Below are 15866 nucleotides of genomic sequence, written 5' to 3'. Positions count from 1 at the left end.
AGACAAGGAGAAACGGACATGGCACAGCAGGCCCTGGGACGGCTGTTCGACATCGGACTCGGCGCTCCGCCGGCCGCGACGAACGGCGTCGTCACCGGCAAGCGGATCCACCTCAAGCAGTGCGGCGGCGTCACCGTCGTCCTGGTCGGCGGCGTGGCCACCGGCGGCGACGACCTCCAGGTGGACCTTCAGCAGCACACCGCCGCCTCGGGCGGCACCCCCGCCGACCTGGACGTGATCACCAAGTACTGGATCAAGTCCGCGGTCGCGCTCGACAACAGCGAGACGTGGACGGAGTACAGCCAGGCGGCCGCCTCCGAGATCGCGGTCGCGGCGTCGGAGACGACCGACGTCGAGCAGAACATTCTCGTCTTCGAGGTCGAGGCCACTTCGCTGTCCGACGGTTACGAGTGGATCAGCGTCAACGTGCCGGACCTCGGCGCGGGCGACAAGACGCTCACGGTCCTGTACTTCGCGCGGGATCTGGCCGCGCAGCGCGCCCCGGCCAACCTGCCCGCGCTGCTGACCTGAGGAGCCTGACATGACGACCATGATTCAGGGGTCTCAGCTCCGGACGCTGCTGCTCGGTAGCGCCCCCGTGGCGTCGCCGAGTGGCGCGTTCGCAGCCGACACCCGCACCATCTTCACCGTGGCGGGCGGAGAGGTGATGATCACCGCCCTGTGGGGTGTGGTCACCACCGCCATCACCGTCGCCAACACGGTCAAGCTGCAGACGAACCCGACGGTGGGCGACACCGCTGACCTGATTACGGCCACCGACATCGGCACCACAGACACGGCGGCCGGGACGGTGCTCGGCGTGCTGGACCAGACCGATACGCCACCGGACCTGAACCGGGGCGGAAAGGCGCTCGGCGGTGTCGTCGTCTCGACGGGCGACATCGAGCAGGTGACGACCGGCACCGGCCCGGACGGGGCCGTCACCTGGTACTGCACGTGGATCCCGCTGACGGACGGCGCCACGCTGGTGGCCGGCTGATGGCTCTGTGGGTGTGCTCCGGCTGCTCGACGCGGTACGCGCCGGGCCTGGAAGCGTGCCCGCACTGCGCGAGCTGCGAGCGTGTCGAGGAGGGCGGCGGCGGGTCGCGGCTGCCCTTCCTCGACGTGGCGTGCGGCAACGCTGACTGCCCGGCTTTCGCGGTGGTGCGGCGCGTGTATCTGCGGAGTCCGGCACCGGGCGTGGTGGAAGTGCCGAAGGTGCTGCGGTGCGTCCGCTGCTGGCTGGCGATGCCCGCGCTGGCCGGGTCAATGGAGGAGAGCATGCCGAAGATCACCCGCCACGGCGGGGCCAGCAACGCTCGTGACGCTGTGCCTGCAACTGGCGGGGTCGTGGGTGACGTGACTGTGGTGGGAGAGGACGACCCGCAGGGGCTGCTGCTCCCCGAGCGCGAGCACCCGGGCGTGCCCATGAAAGGCGTCGAGGTGCCGGCCAACGGTACCGAGTCGCCTGAGATCACTGGCGACGGGACCGGCGAGGCGCTGCCACCGATTGAGCAGGAGGGAGCAGGGCCATCAGCTGGGAGCAGCTCCGAGACATCAGCAGGGAAGCCGCCGAGCTCCGGCGCGACGACGAATCCCGTCCGCCCGAAGCGTGCCCGAACGACGGCGAACCGCTCACCCAAGGCCCGGACGGCGAACTCCACTGCAAGTTCGACGGATGGATCTGGCGAGGCTGACACTCTCTGACGCCCCTTAGAGGGCTGTGAGGGGCGAGAGAGACGTGAGAGGAGGTGGAGGCAGGTGGGCGTCTGGTACGCGACGAGAGAGGCCGTCAAGGCCGCGCTGGATATCAAGGAAACCGCGAGGTCAGACCGGCAGGTGGACCGTGCGATCGAGTCGGCGTCACGACAGATCGAAGGGTGTCTGCACCGCCGCTTCTACCCCGAGACCAAGACGCTGTCCTTCGACTGGCCCAACAGTCAGCGCGCGAGGCCGTGGCGGCTCTGGTTGGACGCCAATGAACTGGCCGAGCTGGTCGAGGCGTCTTCCGGCGGCGTCACGATCCCGCCGGGCGACCTGGTGCTCTACCCAACTGACGGCCCGCCCTACTCGCGCATCGAGGTCAACATCGACTCCAGCAGCGCGTTCTCCTCCGGCGACACCCACCAGCAGACCATCGCCATCACCGGCATCTACGCCGGCTGCCGCCTCGACGAAGCCCCCGCCGGCGTGCTCTCCGGGTCGGCGGGCGCCGATGACGCGAGCGTGGATGTATCAGATGGCGCAGCGGTCGGGGTCGGCGACCTGATCCGGGTGGGCGACGAACGGATGATCGTCACTGGGCGGAGCATCTTGGACACCGGCCAGGACCTGGCGGCGGACCTGGCTGCGCAGGCGGCCACGGTCACGGTCGCGGTGGCCAACGGCGCCGCCTACAGCGTGAACGAGGTCGTCCTGATCGGCTCCGAGCGGATGCTCATCGTCGACATCGCCGGCGACAACCTGATCGTCAAACGCGGCTGGGACGGCAGCGTGCTGGCCGCCCACTCGTCCGGGGCCCACATCTACGCGTCGCGGCGGCTGGCCGTCGAGCGAGGCGCGGTAGGCACGACCGCCGCGGCGCACGACAGCGGGGCCGCCCTGGTGCGTCATGTCCCGCCGGGCCCGGTCGTAGCGCTGTGCATCGGCCTCGCTCTGGCCCAGGTGCTGGGAGAGCAGGCCGGGTACGCGCGGCCCGGCCCAGCGTCCGGGGAACGGTCGAACGTCACGCGGGAGCGGCCGACCACTCGCAAGATCGGCCAAGGGCTGGACGCGCTGTGGGAGACCGCCTACGCCGCCTGCGGGCGCAAGGCCCGGATCAGGGGGGTGTGAACAGTGCTCGAAGTGCAGGCCACGATCAAAATGAAGGGCCCCATCGTGGAAGGCCGCGCGGCCGGCATCCTCGACGGTTTCACCGAAGATGCCGTCGATGCCGTCGCCGAGCAGGGTTTCCGCGACATCGGCTTCACGCTGCACCGGGTGCTGAAGCACCCGACCGGCTACTACCAGAGCAGGATCCGAAACCGTCAGCTCGGGCCGACGACGCGGGTGCTGTACGACGACCGCGTCATCTACGGGCCGTGGCTCGAAGGCGTCGGCAGCAGGAACGCGCCCGCCACGCGCTTCGAAGGCTACTTCACTTTCCGCCGCGTCGCCCAAGGGCTGAAGCGGAAGGCCGGGCCGCTCGCGCAGGCGGCCGTCCGGCGCAACCTAGGGAGACTCGGATGAGCCTCGACGCCGCGACCATCCTCGACGCCATCGTCAGCCACGCCATGCAACTGGGCCTGTTCGAGCGGGTCAACGCTCACGAACCGGCGAACGCACCCGGCCACGGGCTGACGTGCGCGGTGTGGGCCGACAGCGTGAGCCCGTTCCCGGCCGGGTCCGGCCTGCACGCCACGAGCGCGCGGGTGGTGTTCAACGTGCGCCTCTACACGTCGATGCTTCAGGAGCCGGCCGACGCGATCGACCCGCACATGATCGCCGCCGTGGACGCGCTCGTGAACGCCTACTCGGGGGACTTCGAGTTGGGCGGCAGCGTGCGGAACGTGGACCTGCTCGGCCAGGGCGGCATCCCGCTGTCCGCGCAGGCGGGCTATCTCCGGCAGGACGGCCACGAGATGCGGGTGATGACGATCGTCCTCCCCGTGATCGTCAACGACGTATGGGAGCAGCTTCCATGACCGACAAGCCCGTGATCACCGTGACGCCGACCATCATGGACGGCACCGTCGTCCGCTGGCATCGCAGCCTGTCCGCCGCAGAGTGCCACGCCCCGACGGTGACCGCGTCCCGGCACGGGGTGATGGTCCCCAACGGCTACGTCACCGAGGTCCCGCCTGAGTGGCTCCAGGCGGCGATGGGCGCGTACGAGACGCTGCGCCGCAACCGGGACGCGGACATGAAGCATCTGGCCACGCACCGCCACAACATCGTCGCCAACGGGCCGCTCGTCCCCGTCGAGGAGGCCGACCGTGGCTAAGCAGGGCGGCATGGGTGACGGTCTCCTGGTGGCTGGCTACGACCTGTCCGGCGACATCGGCTCGCTGGGCCGGATCGGCGGCGGCCCGGCCGCGCTCGACATGACGGCGATCAACGTGGAGGCGATGGAACGCATCGGCGGGCTCAGGGACGGCTCATTCGAGTTCTCCTCGTTCTTCAACCCGGCCGTCAACCGAGCGCATCCGGTGCTGTCCGCCCTGCCGACGGCCGACGTGATCCAGACGTATCTGCGCGGTACCGGCGCCGGGCGTCCGGCCGCGTGCCTGGTCGCCAAGCAGGCCAACTACGACGGCTCGCGCGGCACCGACGGCAGCTTCAGCTTCTCCGTACAGGCGCTGGCCAATGGCTTCGGCACGGAGTGGGGTGTCCAGCTCACCGATGGGATCGCTACGCACACCGAGGCAGACGAGTCCGCTAGCCTCGACGGGGGCACTTCGTCCGCGCACGGTCTCCAGGCGTGGTTGCACGTGCTGGCCTTCACCGGCGACGACGTCACCATCAAGCTCCAGGAGTCCAGCGACGACGGCGGATCCGATGCCTGGGCTGACGTGACAGGCGGGAGCTTCACGCAGATCACGGCAGGGCCGGCGTCGGAGCGCATCCAGACCGGCCGGTCCCTCACCGTGGAGCGCTACCTGCGCGTGGCCACCACCACCTCCGCGGGGTTCTCGGACCTCGACTTCCTGGTGGTCGTCACCCGCAACCTGACGGCGGTGACCTTCTGATGGCCTTCATCGCGTGCACGACGAGCACCGTCGCCCTCTACACCGACCCCGCCGACGACGAGCTGCTCGTCGCGCTCCCGGTTGAGGCGTGGGACGAGCACGGCGCCGCCTACATCGCAGGCATCAAGGGCCTGATCTTGGCCGACACCCGGCCCGGCTTCATGCGGCTGGAGCAGGCCTCCGCCAGGCTGCCCGGTCCGGGCAAGCCGGTGAAGGAGCCGATCAAAGTCGGGCCTCCTCCGCGTGGCCCTGGCGGGCCGCGTGACCCGATCGACCCGCGCGGGCCGCGTCCGGCCCCCGAGAAAGGCAGGCACCTGTGAGGCCCCTCACTCGCATCACTCCGTCGGCTCCGACTGGAGCGTTCCAGACCTACCGGATCGTGTCTCCGCCCGATCGGGCTGTGCGTGCCGCCTGCGAGCAGGTCGGCTGCGCAGCTTGGCGGCACGGCTGGGAGACCAAAGTCGATGAGGGCACGCCGCTCGGGCAGGCGCAGGCCGCGTACATCCGGCAGCAGTCCGGGCGCACGTTCCGCGAGCAGCGCACCGGCGAGGGACTGACAGCGTTCCGGTTCGAGCCCGGCCAGCGGTGCTTCGCCGAGCACCGGACACGGCCGGAGACCTATCTCGTACGCGGCGGCGACTGGCGGCAGAACCTCGGCCTCATCCGGCAGCACCAGCGGCCGGCCGACTGGGTCGAGGACTTCAGCCTCCACCAGGACGGGCTGTCTGAGCAGCAGAGGAAAGGCTGACGTGGACGTCGAAGTGCACCTGCCGAATGGGCGCGCGCCGAGCATTCTGCTCGACGGCAAGCCCGTCGAGCACATCACGCAGCGCCTGCGCATCGACGCCGACGCCGGCGGCCGAACCCTCACCCTGCACCTGGCGCTGGGCGAGGTGCGGGTGAAGGGCAAGGCGGTCGTGACCGTGTCGGAGGAGACGGCAAAAGCGCTGGTGGTGCTCGGGTGGAAACCGCCCCAGGCCGATTCAGAGAAGGAGGTATAGGCCATGGCTAAGGAGTCAGGTCTCGGCTGGACCGGCCTGTCGGTTGATGACAGCGGCGGCACCCTGCGGGATATCCGTAACGACTGCACGAACATGGAGTTCGCCACCCCCAGGGCGGTCCAGGACGTGACCGGAGTCGATAAGTACGCGATGGAGCGGCTGCTCCTGCTCACCGACATGAGCATGACCTTGAACCTCGTGTTCAATCCCGCGGCGAATATGTCGCACGACGTGTTCAAGACCGTGCCGTCGTCGAGCATCGCGCGGGAGTTCACCTTGACGGTGAGCGGCCAGACGCTCGGCACCACCCCGCTGTGCACGCTCCTGCCGACCGACTACGCGCTCACGAGAGGCGCTGACGGGTCGCTCGTCGGCCAGGTACCGATGGTGCTCGCCAACGGCGCTGTACCAACCTGGACGAGCGCCTGATGGGCGGCTACAAGAGGGCCCGCACCGTCAAGCTCACGTGGGCCGACGACACCGAGCTCGCCGGGTTCGAGGTCCGCGCGAAGCGGATCAGCGTCCGAAAGTTCCTCGCCCTCGCGCCCCTGCTCGAAGCCGACCTCGCCTCCTTCTCCAAGGAGGAGGTCGACCAGATGGAAGACCTCTTCCTGATGTTCGGCCGGGAGCTCGTCTCCTGGAATCTGGAGGACGAGGACACGGGCGAGCCGATCCCCTGCACGCCCGACGCATTCCTGGACGCGGACCTCCCCCTCGCCGTCGAGATCATCACCGCGTACGGCCAGAACGTCGCCGGAGTGTCGCCCCCTTTGGACGGCGGATCGCCCTCTGGCGATCAGTCCCAGGAGGCATCGATCCCGATGGAACCCCTGTCACCGAGCCCGGCGAGCTGACCGAAGCCCGCTGGATCCTCGCGCAATGCCAGCGCTTCGGCTGCCTGCCAAGCCAGCTCATGAAAGAGGATGCCGAGCTGCTCAGGCTGCTGAAGCTCGAAGAACTCGCCGGACCGGCCGACCAGGGAGAGGGGGGGTGAGCCATGGCGAACGAAGTCGAGATCGTCGTCACCGGGCGGAACAAGGCCAAGCCTGCTGTGCAGGACGCCATGAAGGATGCCGCCGACATCGGCAAGACGTATAAGGAGACCAGCCGCCAATCTGTCTCGGCCCTCAACCACATCCGCGACGCCCTCCGGAACGGCTTGCATGATGCGATCGCCGACGTTAACGGCGAAACCAACCGGATCTCGCGGGCGTTCCGGACGGCGCAGGAGTCGGTGACCGCCGGATTCGACCGGATGAGAAACGATGTCCGGGCCCGGCTGCGCGACATGGTCTCGGAGAAGGACGGCCGCAGCGCCGGCGCGCGCTTCGCCGCCGGCGCTAAGTCGGCGCTGATGAACGGCCTGAAAGCCACCTCGCTGAAGGGCATCGGCGGCGGCATCTCGAAGGCCTTCCAAGGCGCCCTGTCCACGCCCATCCTGGGGCCCATCATCGTGGCGGCGCTCGGCGCTGCCGCGGTGGGTGGCGGCATGACGCTGGCTAGCCTCCTGTCCGGCGCCATCATCTCCGGCCTCGGCGTCGGCCTCGTCAGCGCCGGGGCGGCGGCCCTCTTCCATGTGGAGGAGGTGAACTCCGAGTGGTCGAAGGCGGAGCAGAAGCGGGTCAAGGAGTCGAACCGGCAGGCTGAGCGGCTCCGCTCGCAGTGGCGGGAGACGGCCCGCGACATCGTCGGCGGGTTGAAAGACGCTGCTCAGCCGCTGGTTCCGGTGCTCGGCACGGTGCGGTCCACACTGCGCGATGTGGGACGCGAATTCCGTCCAGTCCTCAAACAAGGGTTCGAGATTGCGAAGGGGCCGCTGTCGCGGTTCGTCAAATCACTCGGCGCAGCCTTCAAGGAGCTGAAGCCCGCCGTCGTGCCCGTGATGGCCGCGTTCGGTGCGCTACTCGACCAGACCGGGCCGGCGCTGCCTGGCGTCTTCAAGTCGATAGCCGACTCGGTGATCGAACTCGCAGGCATCGTCAACGAGAACCGCGACCTGATCTCATCGATCTTCCTCGGGCTGCTCGCCACCCTGCCCCTCGTGATCGGCCTGCTCGGCAACATGACCAGCGCCTTCCGCGGCGCCCTGCTCTTCGCGATGGGGCTGCTGGACGGCGTGCTCGGCGCCATGCAGGCCGTCATGGGCGCCATCGCCGAAATCCCCGGCCCGTGGCAGGAGAGCGCCGCGGCGATGGCCGCATCGCTGGCCGGGACCCGCGCCGAGCTGGCCGGGCTGAAAGCTGACGTCGAGAACTTCCCGGAGCAGGTGCGCCTTGAGGGCGAGATCTCCGACCTCGAAGGGAAGATCGCCACCGCGAAGGCGAGGCTGAAGGATCCGAATCTGGCCAGGCCGGAGAAGACCAAGCTGCGGGCGGAGATCTCGGATCTGCAGGCGAAGGTGGCGGCGGCGAAGTCGTCGCTGGCGTCGATCCAAGACCGGTCGGTGCGCGTGTTCATCAACCAGATCTACCGGTCGTCGGGGATCGGGGTCGGCACCGTGCTTGCGCCGCAGCATGCTCACGGCGGGGTGATCGGCGGGCTCGGCGGCGTACGCCGGTTCGCACAGGGCGGCGTATCCGGCGCTGGCTCGTCGCTGGCGATGGTGGGTGAGCAGGGCCCCGAGTTGGTGCGGCTGCCGGTCGGGTCCACGGTCACCGGGGCCGGGCAGACGCGAGCCATGCAGCAGGGCGGCTTTGGTTCGATCAGCATGGCGTTCCGGCAGGCCCAGCAGGCGGGCGGCGGGTCGGGCGGGCTCGCTGCCATGGAGCGCATCGTCGTCTCCTTCCGCGAGGCCATGGAGAAGCTGACCGGCTCCATCTTCAACCAGGAGCGCGCCCTGAGCGGCTACGAGGCCGCCTGGGACGCCGCGCGGAGGTCGCTGAAGGAGAACAAGAAGACGCTGTCCATTGGCACGGAGAAGGGCCGGGAGAACCGGGCCGCCCTGCTGTCCCTCGCGGAGGCTGCCCAAGAGGTGGTGATCGCGATGCGGGAGCAGGGCCGCGCTGCCTCCACGGTGACCGCCAAGATGCGGGAGCAGCGGAGCGAGTTCATCAAGATGGCCAGGTCGATGGGACTCAGCAAAACGTCCGCGTCGAAGCTGGCGGACCGGTACGGGCTCACCACGTCGGCGGTGAAGGGCGCCCTTGTCGCCTCCTCCGGGAAGGCGTCGGGCGGTGTGGCCGGCGGTATCACTCTGGTCGGGGAGCGCGGGCCGGAGCTCGTACGGCTCCCCTTCGGCAGCCAGGTCACGTCGGCAAACCAGACCGCGGCCACGCTCACGGCAGGCGGCGGAGGCAGCGATAGACCGATCCACATCGTGCTGCAGATCGGCACGACTGCTCTCGGCGAGATCATTGTTGACCCGCTGCGCAAGGCTGTGCGCACTCGCGGGGGGAACGTCCAGGCCGTCTTGGGGAGGTCATGATGGGGTTCCCCGAAGATGTGCTTCCACTCCTGGCCGAGCTTTATCTCGACGGCTCCTGGGTGGACGTGACCTCGCACGTTTACCGCCGAGACATGGTGCGCATCACCCGCGGCCGATCTTCGGAGAGCGATCACGTTGACCGCTCTACCTGCGCTCTTACCTTCGATAACAGGGATGGCCGCTACTCGCCCCGGAATCCGGCCGGCCAGTACTACGGCCTCCTCAGCAGGAACACGCCCATCCGGGTCGCCGTCGAGCGCGGGCCCTCCTACCTGGAACTGCCTGGCGCCACCGGCGACAAGATCACCTGCCCCGACGCCGCAGCGCTCGGTATCACCGGCGACCTGGACGTCCGGATCGACTGCACGCTCCTGGACTGGCATGCCGTGTCAGATTTGGCCTGCAAGTGGGTGGCCACGGGTGACCAGAGAAGCTGGGCGCTGTACATCAACGCCAACGTTCTGGTGCTGGACTGGTCGCCTACCGGTAGCTCCACCACGCTGCAAAGTTGGACGACGGTGCCCGTGCCGTTCCCGCCGTCGGGCAGGCAGGCGCTGCGCGCCACCCTGGACGTCAACAACGGCGCGAGCGGGCACACGGTCACGTTCTATCGAGCCGACACGATCGACGGCCCGTGGGAGCAGCTCGGCGACCCGGTCGTCACCGCGGGAACCACCAGCGTCTTCGACAGCTTGGCAGGGTTGGAAGTAGGCGACATCGCGGTCTTCGCCGGCGACGCCACAGCGGGCAAACTGCACGCCTTCGAGCTCCGATCGGGCATCGGCGGCACCGTGGTCGCCAACCCTGACCTTCGCATCCAAACGCCCGGCGCGACCAGCTTCGCGGACACAGCGTCCAGTCCGAACACGTGGACGCTTGAAGGCGGCACCAGCATCAGCAACCGCCGCTGGCGCTTCCACGGCGAAGTCTCATCCTGGCCGCCCCGCTGGGACCTGACCGGCCAGGACGCGCATGTGCCGATCGAGGTGGCCGGGGTGCTGCGCAGGGTCAGCCGCGACGGTACCGTCCTCGGCTCCGCCCTCTACCGCGGCATCATCAACGCGCCCGGCCTGATCGCCTACTGGCCGATGGAAGACGTGCAGGGATCCACGTCTCTCGCCCCCGCGATGGCGCACGGTCCGCTCTCCATCATCGGCAGCGGCCTGGAGCTCGCAGCCTTCGACGCGTTCGTCGCTTCGAGCCCGCTCCCGGTCCTGGGCGATGCCGAACTGCGCGGCAACGTGCCCGCCTACACCGACACGGGCGTGACCCAGATCCGGTTCCTGCTCGCGGTGCCCGCAGCCGGCGACGGCAACGATCAGGGCGTCGTCACCGTGTATACGACCGGCTCTGTCCGGCGGTGGGAGGTGCACTACGGTACCGGCGGCACTCTCGGGTTGAGGGCGGTGGCCGGCGACGGCACCACCCTGGCCGACACCGGCGACATCGCGTTCGCCGTGGACGGGCAGCGGCTGCTCGTAGCGGTCGAGCTGGTCCAGGACGGCGCGGACATCGACTATGTGTTGGTCACGGTCGAGGAGGGCGCGACGGTCGGATCGTCAACCTCGGGGACCCTCGCCTCCCACACCGTGGGCAAAGTGGGGTCGATCATCGTGAATCCGGCGGGCGGGCTGACAGGGACGACGGTCGGTCACCTGTCCGTGCAGAACGCGCTCACCACGGTTTTCGATCTGGGGTCGCAGCTGAACGGGTGGCGGTCCGAGGCGGCCGGCCGCCGGATCCAACGCCTGTGCGAGGAGGAGGGGCTTGGCTTCCGCGCGGTCGGTGACTTGGATGCCACGGCCCGCCTGGGCGCGCAGCGGCCGGACACACTGATCGCGCTGCTGCGGGCGGCAGCCGATACCGATGCGGGCATGTTGTTCGAGCCCAGGGACGTGCTCGGCCTCGGCTACCGCACCCGCGAGAGCCTCTACAACCAGGTCTCCCGGCTCGCCCTCGACTACGAGCAGCACGAGCTGGCGGAGGCGCTCGCCCCGGTGGACGACGATCAGTCGATCGTCAACGACGTTACTGCCACCAGAGAAGGCGGCTCCAGCGCGCGGGCTGTGCAGGAGACGGGCGCGCTGTCCGTGCAGCCGCCTCCGGCCGGGGTGGGCCGGTACCCGCAGGAGATGACGCTGGCGGTCGAGTACGACCTGGACTTGTTCGACCAGGCCGCATGGAGGTTGCACGTCGGCACCGTCGATGAGGCGCGGTATCCGCAGCTCGCCATCAACTTCGCGCACGAGTCGTTCGCCGGCGACACAGGTTTGACCGATGACGCGCTGCTGCTGGAGGTGGGCGACCGGGTCACGGTGGCCAACCTGCCTCCCGAGATGCCTCCGGAGGCGATCTCGCAACTCGTCCAAGGGTGCGTGGAGGAGCTCGGCAACTTTGAGCACTCCATGGTGCTCAACTGCTCGCCGGCGTCGCCGTACGAGGTGGCCGTGTACGACGTGCAGGGCCGGTACGAGTCGTACGGCACGGTCACCGCCGAAGCCCTAGACAGCACCGAGACGGCCGTCGATATCGACACCCCGACCGGGCCGCTCTGGTCGACGTTGGCGTCCGGCTTCGACGTGATGATCGGCGGCGAGCGGATGACCGTGTCCGCCGTCGGCGCCGCCACCGGCACGGCCCAGACCTTGACCGTCGTCCGCTCCGTCAACGGCATCGTCAAAGCCCACCAGTCCGGCGCGGAGGTTCGCATGTTCCGGCCAGCCATCTACGCGCTATGAGAGGAGGCCAGAGTGCCTGACATCCTGGTCGGAGACCCCATATCCGCTGATGACCTGCCGCGGGCGGTGTGGGGGTCCGAAGGTACGTCCCACACCAACATCCCGTCCACCACCTTCATCGCCGGATCGCCGTCCTGCGAGTGCACGTTTATCGCACCCAAGTCCGGCTCGGTGCTGCTCAGCGTCGGCCTGGGCGCGTCCGGCGACGCGGGCGGCCAGCGCGTCATCATCACGCCGGAGATTCGGGAGAACGACGTCAGCGGCAGCGTGGTGCTCGCCGCGAACACCACCACGGAGGTGCTGCGCGGGTGCGCCGTCCCGGGCCAGGCCACCGCCAACGCGCACAGATCCAGGACCACCCTGCTCACCGGACTGACCCCGGGCGCCACCTACTACGGGCGGACGATGCACCGGGCGACCGGCACCGGAACCGCGGACCTGTCCGTCCGCGAGATCGTCGTCGTGCCTACCCCGCTCGGCGGCTCGTTCGCCGGCCAGCCAGTCCGCGCGCTCGACTATCCGCCAGCGGTGTGGGCCCAGGATGCGACGGCGATCAACAACCCGTCCAACAGCTCCTACGCCACCGGCAGCCCGGCGGTCGAGGTGACGTTCATCGCGCCCACCAGCGGGCGGGTGCTCATCATCGTCGGGGGAGGGCTCGGCAACGCGGCCGGAGCCGACCGCATCTTCCTCAGCCCGATCGTGCGCGAAACCAACTCCTCCGGGGCCGTCGTCCTCACCGCGAGCGTCACCAATCGCGGGTTCGGCTCCGACAACTGCTCTGTGGGCCCTCACTTCGGCAGCAGGGAGAGCGTGCTGGAAGGGCTCACGCCGGGCCAGATCTATTACGCGGCCGTGCAGTACGCGGTCGCCACCGGCGACTCCGGATCGTCCACGGCCGACATCTCCTGCCGCGAAATCATTGTTGCGAGCCTGCCATGACGGCCGCCGGGGACCTCGTGCGCACCCTCAGCCCGACAGCGTTCGTGCACGACGACACCATGGTGGCCAACATCGGCCACACCTCGTACGCGCCCGGTTCGCCGGAGGTCGGCGTGTACTTCATCGGGCCGCCGTCCGGCCGGGTCCGGTTGACGATCGGCGGCGGCTTCAGAGACAACGGCGCGAGCGCCGACCGCATCTTCCTCAGCCCAGAACTGTTCCTGGAGAACTCGGCAGGCACGCAGGTGCTGGCGCCGTCGGTGACGTTCCGCGGGTATCTGTCGGTCGCCCAGGACACCGAATTCCAGTACGGCAGCAGGGTCAGCATGATTGAGGGCCTGACGCCGGGCCAGCTCTACTACCTGCGCACCGCCCACCTGGCCACGCCCGGCACGGATCCCGACAGCGCCGACATCGCCGCGCGGGACCTGATCGCGATCCCGATGCCATGACCGGCAACCCCGTCCTGGACGCATTCGTGGTGATGGGCATCGTCGCCGGCGGGCTCGGCCTGCTCGTGGTGGTCGGCAAGATGTGGCGCCGCTGCTGGCTGCTCTTTCAATCCCTCGACGACTTCCTCGACGACTGGCGCGGCCAACCCGCCCGGCCCGGCGTCGAAGCACGGCCCGGCGTACTGGAGCGCCTCGCCGTCATCGAGCACGAGGTCGTCACCAACGACGGCAGCTCCCTGAAGGACGCGGTGAAGCGGATCGAAGCCACGCTCACCACCCACCTCGACAACCTGGAGGACTGATGAACATCACCCCGCGGGAGGCGTTCGGGTGGGGCCCCACCGATGCCCGCGCCGCGCACCCCAGCAAGGGGATCGTCATCCACTACGACGGCTCCAACCTGGGGCTCGCCGCGAAAGCACACACAGCGTGCATCGCGTACTGGCAGCGCACCCGGGTCTTCCACATGACGGACCCGGACCGCGAGTGGCTGGACATCGGATACAGCTTCGGCGCCTGCCCGCACGGGTCCGTGTTCGAGGGCCGCGGGCTGGGCCGGGAGCAAGCCGCCCAACCCGGCGGCAACACCACCTGGTACAGCGTCACCCTCATGTCGGGGCCGGGCGAGCAGCCGACCGACGCCCAGATCGACGCCGTCCGCCAACTGCGGATGTGGTTGATCGGCAAAGGTCTCGGCGGCCAAGTGCGCGGCCACCGCGACTTCGTGTCCACGACCTGCCCGGGAGACCGCGCCTACGCGCTCGTCAAGAACGGCACCTTCAGTGGGGCGCCCAACCAACAGGAGGAAGACATGTCCGCGAAGGAGATCTACGAGGGTGCGTGGGAGCAGGACCGGATGCCGGTCTCCTACGGCAGCCCGACGAACCTGGAGTGGAAGCCCCGCAGCGTGCTGGTCGACCACGGCGTGCAGCTGCGGAAGATCCTCGCTGAGCTGGCCGCGCAGGGGGCGACGATCCGCGAGCTGGTGGCCGTGCTCGCGCAGCGGGACCAGGCGATTGACGTCGATGCCCTGGTGGGGCGGATCGAGTCGGCGATCGAAGGCATCACGGTGCGGCTCGACGTGGCCAACAGCGCCTGACCTGGCATACCTACCGGCAAGTCCAAGATCCGGCTTCGTTTAAGGGCCGGACGTCTCCTAGGAGGGGCAATGCAAATACTCGGCCGTGAGCCTGCACTCTGGCTCACCCTCATCCAAACCACCGTTGCACTCGCCATCGGCTTCGGCCTGACCATCACTGGCGAACAAGTCGGTCTCATCAACGCCGCCGCCTCTGCGGTGCTCGCGCTCGTCGCCGCCTTGGCCGTCCGGCCGTTCCCCGTGCCGCTGCTGATGGGCACCATCCAGGCCATGCTCGTGCTCGCGGTTGGGTTCGGGCTGGCGCTATCGCCGGAGCAGGTCGGGTTGGTGAGCGCAGCGGTGGCCGGTCTGGTGGGGTTCATTCTGCGCATGCATGTCTCGCCTGCACCTGTGCGACTGGACAAGCCACGGGTGCGCCAAGATTCGGCCAGCGTGTAGTTGACCACGCATCACGCAGAGTCATCCTTAGACATAACCGACAATGCATTCGAAAAGATATCCGATTGTATCCGTCTGTTCCTATGCCAAGGCAGGGAACGATGGGTAGTCTTCATCATGAGGGCTGGGCGAGCGGAAGGCTCGTACCGGCACTCCCCGGGCCCCCGGCAAAGCCGGGGGCTCCCTCATTGACGACGGACGACGATTCCTGCCGCGGGTCCGCCAGACCACAGGTTCACCTTGCCGTTGATGGCCTGACCGATCTCGTCCCACATAGTGGCCGGACACACCGTGCCCGCCGCGTTAGGCCCAGGCGGGATGTGCTTGCGGAACCCTGCGTAAGCCACAAGGTCTGCAAGTTGGATGAACTTGCACTCACGAGAGTTGCTCGGAATGGGATCTTCGATCAGCTTCGTTGCGGCAACGTTGAGCGAGTAACCGTACTTGCTTCCAGCCGTAAGGTTCTTACGTGCGTAGCGACACCACCTCCGCACCTCAGCAGCTTCCCCTTCGTCATGAAAAATCAGAAATGGGGTGCTTTCGTAGTACGACTTGCGCTCTAGCCTCTGAAGCAGGGTTTCCCAGGCAAGGTCGAATACCTCTTGGCCATGGAGGTTCCGCTTACGCTTGTCGATGACGACGGCGAAGGCCTGCATCTCCAAGTCGTGGAGAATGCGCATGTGCGCACGATAGAGCACATATCGATCATTCGGGTTCAACCCGATGGGTCGAAGGTCGCCGCCATTGTGGATCAGGTAGTTGGCCTTGATCTCGGCCGGCTCCGGTACACCGAAGTGCTTGGCGATCCGGTCACGGAACGCGCCAAACTGATCAGCCGCCTGAGGCCACTTCTGCGCTTCGAGCGTGACACAGCCGAGCGTGTACGTGTTGGTACCGCCTTTGGCGATCTCGCCGGTGTTTCCCGACTCGTCGATGTACGCGATGAACACGGGGCCATCTTCCCGTAACGGATCTGCTCCCGCGCGGCAAATTCGGCACGAGCAGCGTCAGGTTTCGGTTACACCCGCTCGTACGGGGCCGCGCG

General features: G+C 68.3%; 21 protein-coding genes. 20 read left to right on the top strand and 1 reads right to left on the bottom strand.

The window, feature by feature from the left end:
- Positions 1–18: 18 nt before the first annotated feature.
- The 20 genes from AB0C27_RS40550 to AB0C27_RS40455 all read left to right on the top strand — a co-directional run bounded on the left by AB0C27_RS40550 (position 19) and on the right by AB0C27_RS40455 (position 14821).
- On the top strand, positions 19–531 hold the full coding sequence (locus AB0C27_RS40550) for a hypothetical protein (RefSeq protein WP_357856045.1): 513 nt from the start codon (positions 19–21) through the stop codon (positions 529–531).
- 10 nt (positions 532–541) lie between these two features.
- On the top strand, positions 542–1000 hold the full coding sequence (locus AB0C27_RS40545) for a hypothetical protein (protein ID WP_357856042.1): 459 nt from the start codon (positions 542–544) through the stop codon (positions 998–1000).
- Positions 1000–1707, top strand: coding sequence for a hypothetical protein (locus tag AB0C27_RS40540; protein ID WP_357856039.1), 708 nt, complete (start codon positions 1000–1002; stop codon positions 1705–1707). The genes AB0C27_RS40545 and AB0C27_RS40540 overlap by 1 nt, the downstream gene beginning before the upstream one ends.
- Positions 1708–1761: 54 nt before the next feature.
- Entirely contained in the window at positions 1762–2832 is a 1071-nt protein-coding gene (locus AB0C27_RS40535) for a hypothetical protein (RefSeq protein WP_357856036.1), read from the top strand.
- A 3-nt stretch (positions 2833–2835) separates the two neighbouring features.
- Complete coding sequence (locus tag AB0C27_RS40530; RefSeq protein ID WP_357856033.1) at positions 2836–3228, top strand: hypothetical protein; 393 nt, start codon at positions 2836–2838, stop codon at positions 3226–3228.
- Entirely contained in the window at positions 3225–3683 is a 459-nt protein-coding gene (locus tag AB0C27_RS40525) for a hypothetical protein (RefSeq protein ID WP_357856030.1), read from the top strand. The genes AB0C27_RS40530 and AB0C27_RS40525 overlap by 4 nt, the downstream gene beginning before the upstream one ends.
- Complete coding sequence (locus AB0C27_RS40520) at positions 3680–3982, top strand: hypothetical protein (RefSeq protein WP_357856027.1); 303 nt, start codon at positions 3680–3682, stop codon at positions 3980–3982. The genes AB0C27_RS40525 and AB0C27_RS40520 overlap by 4 nt, the downstream gene beginning before the upstream one ends.
- The gene (locus tag AB0C27_RS40515) at positions 3975–4727 is read left to right on the top strand and encodes a hypothetical protein (RefSeq protein WP_357856024.1); all 753 of its coding nucleotides are present in this window, start codon (positions 3975–3977) and stop codon (positions 4725–4727) included. The genes AB0C27_RS40520 and AB0C27_RS40515 overlap by 8 nt, the downstream gene beginning before the upstream one ends.
- Positions 4727–5047: a hypothetical protein gene (locus AB0C27_RS40510; RefSeq protein WP_357856021.1), complete on the top strand. Its 321-nt coding sequence runs from the start codon at positions 4727–4729 to the stop codon at positions 5045–5047. The genes AB0C27_RS40515 and AB0C27_RS40510 overlap by 1 nt, the downstream gene beginning before the upstream one ends.
- 80 nt (positions 5048–5127) lie before the next feature.
- A complete protein-coding gene (locus tag AB0C27_RS40505; protein WP_357856018.1) occupies positions 5128–5475 on the top strand; it encodes a hypothetical protein in 348 nt (115 codons plus the stop codon).
- Between the two features lies 1 nt (position 5476).
- On the top strand, positions 5477–5728 hold the full coding sequence (locus AB0C27_RS40500; RefSeq protein ID WP_357856015.1) for a hypothetical protein: 252 nt from the start codon (positions 5477–5479) through the stop codon (positions 5726–5728).
- A gap of 3 nt (positions 5729–5731) precedes the next feature.
- On the top strand, positions 5732–6157 hold the full coding sequence (locus tag AB0C27_RS40495; protein ID WP_357856012.1) for a hypothetical protein: 426 nt from the start codon (positions 5732–5734) through the stop codon (positions 6155–6157).
- Positions 6157–6582 (top strand): hypothetical protein, encoded by a 426-nt coding sequence (locus tag AB0C27_RS40490; RefSeq protein ID WP_357856009.1) that lies wholly within the window; start codon positions 6157–6159, stop codon positions 6580–6582. Before AB0C27_RS40495 ends, AB0C27_RS40490 begins: the two co-directional genes overlap by 1 nt.
- A 143-nt stretch (positions 6583–6725) precedes the next feature.
- Positions 6726–9152: an ABC transporter C-terminal domain-containing protein gene (locus AB0C27_RS40485; RefSeq protein WP_357856006.1), complete on the top strand. Its 2427-nt coding sequence runs from the start codon at positions 6726–6728 to the stop codon at positions 9150–9152.
- On the top strand, positions 9152–11890 hold the full coding sequence (locus tag AB0C27_RS40480; protein WP_357856003.1) for a hypothetical protein: 2739 nt from the start codon (positions 9152–9154) through the stop codon (positions 11888–11890). Before AB0C27_RS40485 ends, AB0C27_RS40480 begins: the two co-directional genes overlap by 1 nt.
- 12 nt (positions 11891–11902) lie before the next feature.
- Positions 11903–12832 carry a hypothetical protein gene (locus tag AB0C27_RS40475; RefSeq protein ID WP_357856000.1) on the top strand — a complete coding sequence of 310 codons (930 nt, stop codon included), beginning with the start codon at positions 11903–11905 and terminating at the stop codon, positions 12830–12832.
- Positions 12829–13284 (top strand): hypothetical protein, encoded by a 456-nt coding sequence (locus AB0C27_RS40470; protein WP_357855997.1) that lies wholly within the window; start codon positions 12829–12831, stop codon positions 13282–13284. The genes AB0C27_RS40475 and AB0C27_RS40470 overlap by 4 nt, the downstream gene beginning before the upstream one ends.
- A complete protein-coding gene (locus AB0C27_RS40465) occupies positions 13281–13586 on the top strand; it encodes a hypothetical protein (protein ID WP_357855994.1) in 306 nt (101 codons plus the stop codon). The genes AB0C27_RS40470 and AB0C27_RS40465 overlap by 4 nt, the downstream gene beginning before the upstream one ends.
- Positions 13586–14383, top strand: coding sequence for a peptidoglycan recognition family protein (locus AB0C27_RS40460; protein ID WP_357855991.1), 798 nt, complete (start codon positions 13586–13588; stop codon positions 14381–14383). The genes AB0C27_RS40465 and AB0C27_RS40460 overlap by 1 nt, the downstream gene beginning before the upstream one ends.
- A gap of 69 nt (positions 14384–14452) precedes the next feature.
- Complete coding sequence (locus tag AB0C27_RS40455; RefSeq protein ID WP_357855988.1) at positions 14453–14821, top strand: hypothetical protein; 369 nt, start codon at positions 14453–14455, stop codon at positions 14819–14821.
- A gap of 185 nt (positions 14822–15006) precedes the next feature.
- Here the strand turns inward: AB0C27_RS40455 and AB0C27_RS40450 are convergent, their stop codons facing one another.
- Positions 15007–15771: a DUF3800 domain-containing protein gene (locus AB0C27_RS40450; RefSeq protein ID WP_357855985.1), complete on the bottom strand. Its 765-nt coding sequence runs from the start codon at positions 15769–15771 to the stop codon at positions 15007–15009.
- Between the last annotated feature and the right edge of the window lie 95 nt (positions 15772–15866).

Source organism: Nonomuraea sp. NPDC048882, from assembly GCF_040649755.1.
In the GTDB taxonomy this organism is placed as follows: Bacteria; Actinomycetota; Actinomycetes; order Streptosporangiales; family Streptosporangiaceae; genus Nonomuraea; species Nonomuraea maheshkhaliensis.
Note: the sequence above shows the minus strand (reverse complement) of the source record. Positions and strands in the feature narration are given on the sequence as shown.

Excerpts from the sequence above, each read along its gene's own strand:
- AB0C27_RS40525 (WP_357856030.1), top strand. The coding sequence starts at position 3,225 with ATGAGCCTCGACGCCGCGACCATCCTCGACGCCATCGTCAGCCACGCC.
- AB0C27_RS40540 (WP_357856039.1), top strand. The coding sequence starts at position 1,000 with ATGGCTCTGTGGGTGTGCTCCGGCTGCTCGACGCGGTACGCGCCGGGC.
- AB0C27_RS40520 (WP_357856027.1), top strand. The coding sequence starts at position 3,680 with ATGACCGACAAGCCCGTGATCACCGTGACGCCGACCATCATGGACGGC.
- AB0C27_RS40510 (WP_357856021.1), top strand. The coding sequence starts at position 4,727 with ATGGCCTTCATCGCGTGCACGACGAGCACCGTCGCCCTCTACACCGAC.
- AB0C27_RS40470 (WP_357855997.1), top strand. The coding sequence starts at position 12,829 with ATGACGGCCGCCGGGGACCTCGTGCGCACCCTCAGCCCGACAGCGTTC.
- AB0C27_RS40490 (WP_357856009.1), top strand. The coding sequence starts at position 6,157 with ATGGGCGGCTACAAGAGGGCCCGCACCGTCAAGCTCACGTGGGCCGAC.
- AB0C27_RS40485 (WP_357856006.1), top strand. The coding sequence starts at position 6,726 with ATGGCGAACGAAGTCGAGATCGTCGTCACCGGGCGGAACAAGGCCAAG.
- AB0C27_RS40455 (WP_357855988.1), top strand. The coding sequence starts at position 14,453 with ATGCAAATACTCGGCCGTGAGCCTGCACTCTGGCTCACCCTCATCCAA.
- AB0C27_RS40495 (WP_357856012.1), top strand. The coding sequence starts at position 5,732 with ATGGCTAAGGAGTCAGGTCTCGGCTGGACCGGCCTGTCGGTTGATGAC.
- AB0C27_RS40545 (WP_357856042.1), top strand. The coding sequence starts at position 542 with ATGACGACCATGATTCAGGGGTCTCAGCTCCGGACGCTGCTGCTCGGT.
- AB0C27_RS40460 (WP_357855991.1), top strand. The coding sequence starts at position 13,586 with ATGAACATCACCCCGCGGGAGGCGTTCGGGTGGGGCCCCACCGATGCC.
- AB0C27_RS40550 (WP_357856045.1), top strand. The coding sequence starts at position 19 with ATGGCACAGCAGGCCCTGGGACGGCTGTTCGACATCGGACTCGGCGCT.
- AB0C27_RS40480 (WP_357856003.1), top strand. The coding sequence starts at position 9,152 with ATGGGGTTCCCCGAAGATGTGCTTCCACTCCTGGCCGAGCTTTATCTC.
- AB0C27_RS40465 (WP_357855994.1), top strand. The coding sequence starts at position 13,281 with ATGACCGGCAACCCCGTCCTGGACGCATTCGTGGTGATGGGCATCGTC.